11 protein-coding genes are annotated in these 11,768 nt (G+C 60.5%); all 11 read right to left on the reverse strand.

Annotated features, from left to right (window positions below; all coding sequences use genetic code 11):
• Positions 1-41 precede the first annotated feature (41 nt).
• Positions 42-1,166, reverse strand: a complete 1,125-nt coding sequence (locus DIE15_RS07660; RefSeq protein ID WP_050011200.1) for a porin — start codon at positions 1,164-1,166, stop codon at positions 42-44.
• A gap of 247 nt (positions 1,167-1,413) precedes the next feature.
• The gene (locus DIE15_RS07665; RefSeq protein WP_124832835.1) at positions 1,414-2,298 is read right to left on the reverse strand and encodes an alpha/beta fold hydrolase; all 885 of its coding nucleotides are present in this window, start codon (positions 2,296-2,298) and stop codon (positions 1,414-1,416) included.
• A 78-nt stretch (positions 2,299-2,376) separates the two neighbouring features.
• The gene (locus DIE15_RS07670) at positions 2,377-3,150 is read right to left on the reverse strand and encodes an SDR family NAD(P)-dependent oxidoreductase (protein ID WP_048985709.1); all 774 of its coding nucleotides are present in this window, start codon (positions 3,148-3,150) and stop codon (positions 2,377-2,379) included.
• A 297-nt stretch (positions 3,151-3,447) separates the two neighbouring features.
• The gene (locus DIE15_RS36900) at positions 3,448-3,612 is read right to left on the reverse strand and encodes a hypothetical protein (RefSeq protein WP_185733326.1); all 165 of its coding nucleotides are present in this window, start codon (positions 3,610-3,612) and stop codon (positions 3,448-3,450) included.
• 48 nt (positions 3,613-3,660) lie between these two features.
• A complete protein-coding gene (locus tag DIE15_RS07675) occupies positions 3,661-4,365 on the reverse strand; it encodes a response regulator transcription factor (protein WP_124832836.1) in 705 nt (234 codons plus the stop codon).
• Between the two features lie 267 nt (positions 4,366-4,632).
• A complete protein-coding gene (locus tag DIE15_RS07680) occupies positions 4,633-5,565 on the reverse strand; it encodes a LysR family transcriptional regulator (protein WP_124832837.1) in 933 nt (310 codons plus the stop codon).
• Between the two features lie 591 nt (positions 5,566-6,156).
• Entirely contained in the window at positions 6,157-7,329 is a 1,173-nt protein-coding gene (locus DIE15_RS07685) for a Gfo/Idh/MocA family oxidoreductase (protein WP_311771965.1), read from the reverse strand.
• Positions 7,250-8,215: a Gfo/Idh/MocA family protein gene (locus DIE15_RS07690; RefSeq protein WP_124832839.1), complete on the reverse strand. Its 966-nt coding sequence runs from the start codon at positions 8,213-8,215 to the stop codon at positions 7,250-7,252. The genes DIE15_RS07685 and DIE15_RS07690 overlap by 80 nt, the downstream gene beginning before the upstream one ends.
• A gap of 60 nt (positions 8,216-8,275) precedes the next feature.
• Positions 8,276-9,268 (reverse strand): inositol 2-dehydrogenase, encoded by a 993-nt coding sequence (gene iolG / locus DIE15_RS07695; protein WP_124832840.1) that lies wholly within the window; start codon positions 9,266-9,268, stop codon positions 8,276-8,278.
• A 49-nt stretch (positions 9,269-9,317) separates the two neighbouring features.
• Positions 9,318-10,484, reverse strand: coding sequence for a Gfo/Idh/MocA family protein (locus DIE15_RS07700; RefSeq protein ID WP_221624158.1), 1,167 nt, complete (start codon positions 10,482-10,484; stop codon positions 9,318-9,320).
• Positions 10,485-10,512: 28 nt separating this feature from the next.
• Positions 10,513-11,679, reverse strand: a complete 1,167-nt coding sequence (locus DIE15_RS07705) for a Gfo/Idh/MocA family protein (protein WP_048985716.1) — start codon at positions 11,677-11,679, stop codon at positions 10,513-10,515.
• Between the last annotated feature and the right edge of the window lie 89 nt (positions 11,680-11,768).

The following is an 11,768-nucleotide window of genomic DNA, read 5'->3' on the forward strand; positions in this document are numbered from 1 at the left end:
ATCACCCTCGTATCGGTCCGCGGCGCCTCATACAGATTGCTTCAGAACTTGTGCCGCAGGCCGACGGCTACAACTTCCTGAGTACCTTTGCCCGCCGCAATTCCGTACGACCCGATGGAAGCCTCGGCGGCGCCTTGCCCGTTCTGCCCGCTTGCATGCTGATACCCTGCGAGCGCATAGACGTCGGTGCGCTTGCTCAAGCTGTAGTCGGCCCCGATATTCACCTGGTGGTACTTGGCAGACGAATCCCCCAGTGCGCGCGTGTAGTTGTAGCCGGCGATGAGCAGGAACGCAGGCGTCACCTGATACTGGGCAAAGACCGAACCGTTGTGATACTTCTCCGACCCCGTGAACGTCGATGCCGAATCGGCCGAATACTGGGCATAGCCATACGCCGCGCCCACCGTGAACGGGCCCGCAACGTAATTGGCACCGATCCGGGCGATATTGATCGACCGGGCTGACGCATAAGCCGCATTCACCGGCGAATTAAACAGCGAGTCGGACGAGGAAGTGCCGCGATTGCCCAACGTCGCGTTGCCGTTGTCGATGTGGAGAACGCCGCCGCCGACGCTGAACGACGTGCTTTGATAGCCAACTGCTGCGCTCCACGTCTGCCCCGAGCCCGTGGATCCAGCGACGCCGCCGAGCGCATACATGACCTCGGCCGAAACGCCGCCCCACGACGGACTCACCCATTTCACGGCGTTGTTGAATCGAGCACTCGAGTCGTAATTGTCGACGTCACCCGGCGTAGCGAACCAGCCGCTGTAGACATCGGCGGTCAACTGCTGTTCGAGGTCGGTCAGCGGATCGTACTGACGACCGAACGTCAGGGTGCCGTACTGGCTCGAAATGCCCACGAACGCTTGCCGGCTGAACAACTTGCCCGGTGTCGCAAGCGCGCCGTTCGTGCCGTCAAAGCCGCTCTCTACTGTAAAGATGGCCGAGAGCCCGCCACCCAGATCCTCCGTTCCCTTCAATCCCCACAGGGAAGCCGAAAGATTGCTGGGCAACATCCTTACTTGCGAACTCTGTCCGCCGCTGTTGTGCACATAGCCCACACCCGTGTCGACGATCCCATAGAGCGTCACGGAACTTTGAGCCTTTGCTTGCGAGTAAGCTACGATGCTCAGTGCGGCGACTGCAATGACTTTTTTGTTCATTCCCCCCCCAAATCACCAAAGTTAATTTCACTAGGAATACTGATCAAACAAACTATCGAATTGCTTCGATACCAGCCGTTTCCGTCTCAAGATCAACAATCTCTCGTCGAACGGAGTGCAGCGCCCACGACGCACTGACATCGCTCGGCAGCATGCGGCGCGCGCTCCATACCCGTTCGAACCGGGCGACGGATTTCTCCAGACGCTGGCTGGATCGTCAGAAGCGGCGCCTGCTTATCCGCTCGTACTAGCCGAAGAAACTCTCGAGTTCCTTTGCAAGCGCCTCGGGCGCCTCTTCCGGGATGTAGTGTCCGGAAGCGACCATCGTGCCGCGAACGTCCGCCGCGACCTGCTGCAGCTGCGGAACAAGGTCGGGCATTGATCCCTGATCTGCACGGACCGCGAGAACCGGCATCTTGAGCTTGCCCTTCTCGCTCAATTCGCGATTCTGCTCGGCCGACACCGAGATAGCACGGTAGTAAGCGAGGCCACCTTTCAGGCCATTCGTCAGGAACACGCGATGGTATTCCTCGAAGTCCGCTTGGGAGAACACCTGCGGATTTGCCGCCTTCCGTTGCAAATACCACTCGAGATAGATGTGTTCGCGGCCGGCCAAGAGCGCTTCGGGAAGATCCGGGATGTTGTGGAATGCGACGTGCCACGTCCGCCACGCAACGTCGGAAGCCCACGGCAGCGTATCCGGAAGACTGATGCCCGGGATACCCGTGTCGAGGATCGCGAGGCCGGTGACCTTGTCGCCATTCATCGCCGCATAGGGATAACCGACCCATCCGCCGATGTCGTGTACGACAAGTGCATGTCGATCGACACCGAGTTTCTCGACCAGGCCACGAAGGAGCCTGGCGGCCTTGACCGTGTCGAGCGTACCCGCGGGACGGTCCGAGTCGCCTTGCCCGGGAAGATCCGGAGCAATAACACGATACCGATGCCCAAGCAGCGGCAAAACCTTGCGCCACGCATACCAGCTTTGAGGGAAACCGCAAATCAGAACCAGCACGTCGCCGTCCGCCTTGCCGCCGCTCACATAATGCATCCGCACGCCATCAACCGTCTGAAAGCCTCGCTTGAAACCTTCGATGCCGGTCTCCGGCCATTCACGATTCGAAAACATTCACAAGCTCCTGTTGTTCCACCGACATGTGCAGGCGCGGGCACCTGCGCCGCGCCACGCGTGTAGTCAAACGCCCGCTCAGAAGGGATCCCGGGCAGCAGCAAGCCAACCGCCGTCCATCACGTACTCGCTGCCATGCACGAAGTCGGCATCGTCGCCGCCCAGATACGCAGCGAGCTTGGCAATTTCTTCCGGCTGACACCAGCGGCGGGCCGGGAATTTCTGAAGGGCCGCCTCCATATCGGGCGAATTCGCCGTCGTGTGCTCCGACATCGCCAGCGGGGTTGCGGTTGCGCCCGGGCAAATCGTATTGACGCGAATGCCGCGCGCGCCGTATTCGAACGTGAGTTGTCGAGTCAGACCGATCACACCGTGTTTGGACGCCGTGTAGGCGGTCCCGCCACCCGCAGCACTGAAGCCCGAGGTGGACGACGTGTTCACGATCGCCCCTTTGCCTTGCTTCAGCATCTGCGGAATGACCGCTCGGGCCATCAGGAACGGTCCCGTGAGGTTAACGGCAATGACGCGGTCCCACTCTTCGACGCTCACCTCGTGAGCCGTCGCGTGTCCATCCAGAATGCCGGCGTTATTGCACAGAAGATCGATGTGCCCCCAACGCTCGATCACCGCCTTGACAGCGGCCTCGACGCTACGCGGGTCGCTGACGTCCACTTGATGTGCGTACGCCATCGACGGATTCGCCAACGCTTCGACGGTGGCAACGGCATTCTTGAGATTGATGTCGAGTGCGGCTACGTTCGCCCCTCTCGAAACGAACTCGCGAACCATTGCTCGCCCCATGCCGGAACCAGCACCGGTTACGACAACCACGCGCCCGGAATAATCATTCACTGAAACGTCTCCTTGACTTCACTTTGACCAGCACGTGCGCTGCCCACTGAGCCGGCGAATCGTGCGCTTTCTGTTTCCAGGATTCGCGTGCATGCATCGTCTTGCGCCAATTAGACGAGGTCCAATTGTGATTCTCGATGCATGCAGATCACGAATTTCTATCAGTTCGGCGAGCTGGACCGAAGACGGTCCACCATCAACCGGCACTCGGCAAACACCCGTCACGCATCAGAAGTTAATTCGTTATGCGAATTGACAGCCGGACGCCGCTCAAGCCATGTGTAACGCGCACCATCCTCAAGGTTGAAGATCGTGATCGATGAAGTGAGCTGTCAGGCCACGCAACAGGCATGAACCAATGCGAGCGTTACGACCGTCTGAATGATGTCCGGCGGCCTTGAAACCATTGTATGTATGGCCAAGACGCCGTTCGTCCATCCAAAGGATGAGAAAAATTTCCATTGATGCAACCGGTGACGAGGACGAACGCACCGCCCCGGTGCACCCAGGCTATTTCGTCGTCGGTGTGCCCAGGTTGGCGGAGAATGCCGCAAGCTGGGTTCGGCTCTCGATGCCCAGCTTGCCCAGGATTCGAATGACGTGCGACTTGACGGTGGCAAGCTCGATGCCCAGCGTCTCGGCGATATCCTTGTTGGACAGGCCGGCGGTCATCAGAGACGCGACTGCGAGCTCCCGCTCCGTCAGGAAATACTCGTTTCGCAGCGCGTGGTCTGCCTGGACCTTCTTGACGGACGCAAGCATCGAGAAGCTGTGCTGCATATAGTCGTACATCTGTCCGAAGGGTTCGGGAGTCGAGAACGGGCTATCGCCTTGCTTCTTGATGACGGAGAGGCATGCTAGTGGCGTATCTCCCGCCCAAAACAGGAACCCGACTTCGTCCACGAGCCCGTACTTCCGCTGGTAATCCGACCAACTGGAGTGCTGGTCGTCGCGCTTTGCCCCTTTGAGGGTCACTACGGTCGCACGCTGTTTGATCAGACGATAGACGTTCAGCGGATCGGCCGAGGCGAATACCGTGTAATAGTCCTTGATGGTCTCTTCGGGCCATCCCATCTGGGTGTGCGGCAACAGCTGGTCGTGCGAATCGAGCCATGTGAACACGGCGGCCGAACAATTGAGCATCGACCGTGCAAAGTTAACGGTCTGAAGAGCGAACTCCTGGGATTCCCTGAATTTGCTGACTTCGACTAACATCGCCAATTCTCTTTGCCGGTAGGGATGAGCGCGAGCGCCGATCGCCCGAAATCAGCGGCCCGACAAGTGCGCCAGCACCGAAACCGAAAGCCTCACGAGCGGAGAGCATGAAATTCGCACCAGACTAACATCTGATACCTAATGGGACAGGCTACCGCAACGCGCCGCCGAATCATACTAGGGAAGTCATATACCCGCCGGCGACCATAATCCGAAAGTCAATCGGTACACCCCCACTGCCCGAACGACCTCAATCGGGATGATCGGTCACGCGGCCCGAATCAGCGTCTCCGGTTTTCCTCGGCAGTATGTGGCGCACACGTCCCGGGCCGCGTCGGCTGCCGCTACGACGGCCGGCGATGCATTGACCGGCATGCACAACGACACGTCGATCGACGGCGGCTGCGGCTCCAGCGCGAGCTCGGCGATTCGCCCGTTCTCCAGTTCGTCATGCACGAACAAGTGCGGGACTGCCCCGACACCGTATCCATCACGCACCAATTGCACGATCGCAGCAACCGAAGAGGCACAGGTTATGCGTATCGCCTCGTCCGGGATGCCGGCTCCACCGGCCAGTGTTCGGACGATGCGTTCCACCGCCAGGTGCGACGTGGTGCCCCTTCCGAATGTCAGTATCGGCCGCGCCAGGGCGAGGCGAATCGGATCCACGTCCGAACCGGAAAGCAGCTCCCGGCTGACAATCCATCGAACCGGATAGCTTGCAATCCTGCTCGACGTGACCTTGTCGCTACCAACGACCTCTGCGCAGACAGCCATGTCGAGCTCGCCCTGCAGGATTTTCTTGTTCAGTGCCGGGCTCGAATCTACGGTCAGCTCGACCACCAAGCCCGGGACGCGCTCCCTCAACTGCGTCACATACAAGGAAAGCCAGCTGTGAACGATCGTGTCTATCACGCCGAAACGTATCGGTCCGCGTAACGCGAGATCGAGACCGGCTGCCTTCTTGAGCGCACGAGTCGCGTCTACCACGTTCATCGCCAGCGTCAACAAGCTCTGCCCAGACAGGGTGAGACGAAAATCCGCCGCCGTTCGATCGACGAGCTCGGTCCTCAACTCGTCTTCCAACGCCTTGATACGTGTCGATATCGTCGCGGGCGAAGTATGAAGAAGACGCGCCGTAGCCCGGAAGCTGCCTTGTTGCGCGAGCGTCACGAACGTCTCCAGAAAGCGTGTATTCATTGCCTCACCATCGAGGATGCAGGTTTCCGTCCCGTCATACGCCATAGAACACCTGCCTGCGCCCGTCGATATTCTCGAGTCAACACGGCGAAGACAGCGCATTGGCGTTGAACATCGATACGTTCGTCTCTGCTTGTCAGGAAAATGTTGACAGCCGTGTGCGGAATTTCTCGTTGGCTCAAGATCATTTCCGATCCTATTATTTATTCGCATTCCTTCTTTACGACGTAGAGTGCGAAAGCCATTCGGCAAACCGCGAATCTCGAAACGACGGATATATCTGGACCCTCGCCCCATGACGCCACGGAAAGTTCTCGGCACCGCCCTTCACAACGTTGCCCCGGTAACCCGCACGAACCATCGAAACGTATCCGCCACGGACCAGCGAAACGTCTCTCCGTACACCGCCCTTCTGCGTGAACCGATGTCTTCCATCGCGGCGAATGTTCCCGATCGGCCCGATCTCCGGTCGGTATCGATCCTCGGCTACAACTAAGTCTCGCGCCACGGATCTGCATCCGCGACAGGAATTCGAGGCACGCCGAGCGAGCCTCGGATAGTGTGTCGCGCAAGTTCTCTCGACTTGAACACCTACAACAGCAGCCGCTTTTCCGTTCTCGGTACGGCGCGCACATCATCGAGCGTCAGGTTTCGGCGGACGAAACGCGTCGGTTCGACGGACACCACCGTTCCCGTGCGAGCAGACGCCTCGATCGCCAGCAAGGCCCTCAGGTCAGCCAGGCCCTCTTCGACACTCGACGCAGGCTTGCTGCGTTTCTGAATGCATTCGGAAAACTGCTGAATCAACCCGCCGAAGTGATCGCAGTGCCGGAAATGCATCGTCTCCGAAGCATCCTTCGCGTTCAGTACCATTCGGGTCGGTGTTTCGAACCTGAAACCGGGCTCCATGGTCAGGTCCCCTTCGGTTCCCAGCACCCTGTACATATCGATCGACGCCGTGCCAAAACTGCAATAGAACTGCGCGATTCGATCGCGAGGGAAGCGCAATGTGACAGCAATGGCGTCGTCGATGTCCGAGAAGCGGGAATCTCCGGGCCGGCGCGTCGTGATCGCCGACGCATCGACGGGTTCGTCGGAGAAGACGTGCCGCGCCGCATTGACGCAGTAGATCCCGATGTCTTGAAGCGGGCCGCCCCAGTTCTTACTGTCCAGCCGGTGGTTGCGCGTCGCGGACTGAAATCCGAACACCCCGCTGAAGTATTTCGGATCGCCGATGCGGCCTTCCCGGATCGCTTCCAGTGCCGCGATCGTTCCTGCCTCGTGATGCAGGCGGTAACAGGTGCTCAACAACACGCCGGCCTCGGCTGCCGCCCCAATCATCGCCTCGGCATCCGCGACGCTGGTCGCCATCGGTTTCTCGACCAATACGTGCTTTCCGGCTCGCGCTGCGCGAATCGCATAGTCGGCGTGGAGCGGGTTGGGTACCGCGATATAGACCGCGTCGACGACATCGCTGTTCAACATCCGGTCGTAGTCGTCGTACCCGACGATCGTATCGACGCCGTGGAATCTCGCGAGCTTCCGCGCGCCGTCAGGATTTCCGGAAACCAACGCGCCGATCACCGAATTTCCTGTCTGGGCAACAGCCGGTATGAACGCCTCTTGCGATATCCATCCAGCACCTACAACAGCGTATCTGATCATGTTTGCCTCTATGCGTTGCTCAGGAACCGTAGACGACCGGCACGGCGCTCCGCTTGCGCAAAGACCGACGCGCCGCATCCGGCACGACGGCTGCGTCATATGCGTCGTCGAGCGTCGACAACGGGGTCGTACCTTTCGCGACGCATTCGTTCACGAAGAAGCTTTCGACCTGAAGAAAGCTGTCCCAGTAGGTCGCGTCATCCCAGAACGGAAGTCTCGCGTCGCCAAACTTCGTGATATCCCAAGGGATCACGCCGCTTCCGTCGGAGCCGATGATCTTGAAATAGACGGACCATGGGTCCCGACTGCGATCGTCGGCGGAAAAGCTTCCCCACAGATTCGCAATCCTGCCGTTCGGATATTCCGCGGTGGTCATCAGTTGATCGTCGGCATGCGGATCATCGAAGTGCACGTTGGAACCGGTCGCGAACACCGACGACGGGCGGCCGACGAAGTACAGCATGCAGTACGCGTGATGCACCATCAGTTCGCGCATCGTCATATCCGGCGCACCGATCGAAGCGTCATGTCGCTTGTTGTAGATCGCCCAGAAATTGACAATCCTACCCAGTTTCCCGGAAGCAACATGCGCATGCAGTCGCCGCATGCTCTCTGCATAGACATAATTGTGGGAAGGCATGCAGATCCTCGATTGCGAACGTGCAATCTCCGCAAGCTCGCGAATCTGCGTCGCCTGCTCGCACAACGGTTTCTCGAGCAATACGTGCTTGCCTGCCAGTAGCGCACGCCTGGCCATGTCGAAGTGCGACGCGGTATTCGTGCACACGACAACCGCGTCGACCGCTTTGTCGCCCAGCAGTTCGTCGACAGTTTCGTACGCACGTCCACCGAACCTGTCGACGAATTCTTGCGCCTTCCTGTAAGTCCGGCTCCAGCCGCCGCAAAACAACTGCGGATCCAATTCGGCGAGAGCCGTCACGTGCAGCTCTGCTACGTTGCCGAGGCCGGCGATACCGATCTTCATGAGCGCACCCGATATGTGAGAAATGGCGACCGACTGGCCTGCTCATGCCGGTCATGTCGATCAGCCGGCGATGTCCACCGGCTGCCCGCGCTGCCACGAAAGCGTGGCAGCGTCGGCGATCAACTGGGCCTTCAAGCCATCGCCGGCATCCGGCCGCGGCATTTTTCCCGCCGACAGGGTGTCGATGAAGTAGCGCATTTCGGCGAGATAGGCGGCGCCGAAGCGCTCGAGAAAGAACGGCTGCGCGACCGGCATGGCGAACCCGACTTCCGTGGCACGCTCCACCTGAGACTCGTGAACGTTCTTGACACGCAGCATGCCGCGCGATCCGTGGACCTCGATTCGCTGGTCATAGCCGTAGGTCGAGCGGCGCGAATTCGAGATCTGGCAGATGCGCCCCGACTTCGTCGTCAGGATCACTGCCGCCGTGTCCACGTCGCCCACCTCCGCAATGGACGGCTCGACCAGCACCGATCCGGCGGCGAACACACGCACCGGATCTTCGCGCAACAGGAATCGCGCGAGGTCGAAATCGTGAATCATCATGTCGCGAAAGAGGCCACCGGACGTCTCCAGATACGACAGCGGCGGCGGTGCCGGATCGCGCGATGTGATCGTGACGGTCTCGACGTCGCCGATCTCGCCCTCGCGTACGCGGCGCGCCAACTCGCCGAAGTGCGGGTCGAACCGCTGGTTGAACGCCGTCATGAAGGGCACCCCCACATTCTCGACGGCCTCCATGCATGCCTTTACCCGGGCCGACGACAGGTCGATCGGCTTCTCGCAAAAAATGGCCTTTCGCGCGACCACCGCCGCGTGAACGAGATCGAAATGCGTCGATGACGGTGTCGCAATCACGACCGCATCGATGTCCTTCCCTTCGAGAATTTCCGATGCATTGCGTGCGTCAACCCCAAATCGGTCAGCGCAGGCTTCTGCGGCGCTTTCGTTGACGTCTGCAACCGCGACCAGCGTTGCCGATGGAATCTGCCTGATACCCAGCGCATGAACCTGACCAATGCGCCCACATCCGAGGATGCCGATCCTGATCATTTTTCCTCCCGAGTCGCACAAACCTCTGCCTGTCCGTAGATCGGTACGACTACACGTACATCGTCGGACGGTAGCGCTCGTTCGCCAACATCGCCGCCGTTCCGCGCCCCATCGCGGCGACGATCTGCTCCGCGACGGACGTCGTGACGTAGCCATCCCAGGCATTTGCGCCGGCGCTTGGCGTGCCGGCACCGATCGATCGAACCCACTCGTTGAGCTGCTTCACGTAGGCGGCCCTGAATCGGTCAATCCAGTTGCCGGCATGGGCCGTCATGCCGTAGCCGCCGGCATTCCTGCCAACAATTCCGGTTGACGCGGTCTCGAGCGTCCCGGTTCGCCCGACAACCTGCACGTGTACGTGATAGCCATACCGGCAATTCATGAACACCTCGGACGACACGATCACGCCGCCGGCCATCTCCATCACGACGACCAGCGGATCGCCGTTTCCAGCGCTGTAGACACATGCGGCAACAGGTTCGGAATCGAGCAGCCAGCGGCTTGCATCGATTTCGTGAACGAACGCATTGGTGATGGACATCGGACCGTTGAACCAGTCCGGCGCGACCGGATTGCGGTGGACGTTGTGCACGACAGCCGGCGCACCGATCTCGCCGTCTCCGATCGCGCGCTTCATCTCGATGTACGGTTGGTCGAAGCGACGCATGTAACCGACCTGGACCAGCCTGCGGCCCTTCGCGATTTCCGCGTCGACGACCGCGAGCGCCTCGGCTGCCGTACCGGCCAGCGGCTTCTCGCACAGGACCGGCTTGTCGGCTTCGATGCACTGCAGGACGAGATCGCCGTGCAGCGGGTCCGGTGCGGCAACGAGCACGGCATCGACATGCTCGGAGCGAATCAGCGCCCGCGGGTCCGTATAGACTCTCGCGCCACCCGCCACGGTCCGCGCGCGCGCTTCGTCCGCATCGCAAGCCGCGACCAGCTCCGCTCCGGATGTCTCTTCACGCAGAATGCGCGCGTGCTCCGATCCCATTACGCCGACGCCGATCACCCCAATTGCCAAGGTCATCTCCTGCCTCCGATCTATTGACACGCTATCGTTCGAATACGGTCGATCTGGCGACCGTATCCGGATCCATCGCATTTCGCCGTCGGGACGGTGATGCCTGAACGTAGGCAGCAGACGAGGAGGCGCTCGCCGGGCCTGTTGCCGACGAGCCGCCAGACAGATTTGCCGCTCGCCGAGGAAGCTCACCGTCTCCGCACAACTTCAGGCGGCCGTGTTATCCGCGAGCCGGCTGCTGGATGTGTTCCCACACGCCGCTTTGCCCCGACACGAGGATCGCATCCGCGATGCGCTCGATCTGGACGCCGTCCTCGAAGTTCGGCGCGGCAGGCTGGTTCCCGGCGATGGCCTGCAGGAAGTTGTACCACTCGATCGACTTGATATCGATGTAGCCCTGCCCCATCCCGGCAACCGGCCACAGCTTGTCGCCGAACGGTTGATGCGGGCCGGAGTAGATCGTGCGGAAGCCGAACGCGTCCGACGGATCGTCCGCGAACGCCACACGCAGTTCGTTCAGGCGCTGATAGTCGAACGCAATCGAGCCACGGGTACCGTGGATTTCGAAGCCGAGCTGGTTGTGGTGGCCCCACGCATTGCGCGTCACTTCGATCGTTCCGCACACGCCGTTGCTGAACTTGATCATCGTCATGGCCATGTCGTCGACGTCGACCTTGCCCTTTTCCGACGATGCCTGACCTGCCGGGCCGAAGAAACGGCCAGCCGGCAGCGGCCGCTCGGCGATGAAGGTCTTGACGATCGAGTTCACCGATTCGAACTCGCCGACGAGCAGGCGCGCCGCATCGATGACGTGCGTGCCGATATCGCCAAGCGTGCCCGAACCGGCCTTCTCCTTGTTGAAGCGCCACGACAGCGGCGTGCTCGGATCCGCGCCCCAGTCCTGCAGGTAGTAGCCGCGGAACGTCAGGATCTCGCCGATACGCCCTTCGTCGATCAACCGCTTGGCCATCTGCAGCGCCGGCGTGTGGCGATAGTTGTACGAAATCATCGTGACCACGCCCGTTTCCTTCGCGGCCGCATGCATGGCTTCCGCGTCGGCTACCGTCATGGCCATCGGCTTCTCGCACATCACGTGCTTACCCGCCTTCGCGGCGGCGATCGCGATCGCCGCGTGCGTGTCGTTCGGCGTGCAGATGTCGACGATATCGATATCCGGGCGCGACACGACTTCTCGCCAGTCCGTCGCGTGCTCGGCGAACCCATATTGCGCAGCTGCATTGCGTGCGAGTTCGTCGTCGATGTCGACCACGACCTTGCGTTCGATTTCCACCGGCGAGCCGAACAGGATCGGCACCACGGCAGTAGCGATGGAGTGGGCCTTGCCCATGAAGCCAGTGCCCACCAGAGCGACATTCAGTTTTTTCACGGTTTTCCTCCAATAAGGCTGTCGTACTCGTGACGCACTCAGCCGATTCCTTGACTCTTCCGACATCAATTTGATTGTTCGCCAGTCAC

It is taken from the genome of Burkholderia sp. Bp9031 (assembly GCF_003857965.1).
In the GTDB taxonomy this organism is placed as follows: Bacteria; Pseudomonadota; Gammaproteobacteria; order Burkholderiales; family Burkholderiaceae; genus Burkholderia; species Burkholderia ambifaria_A.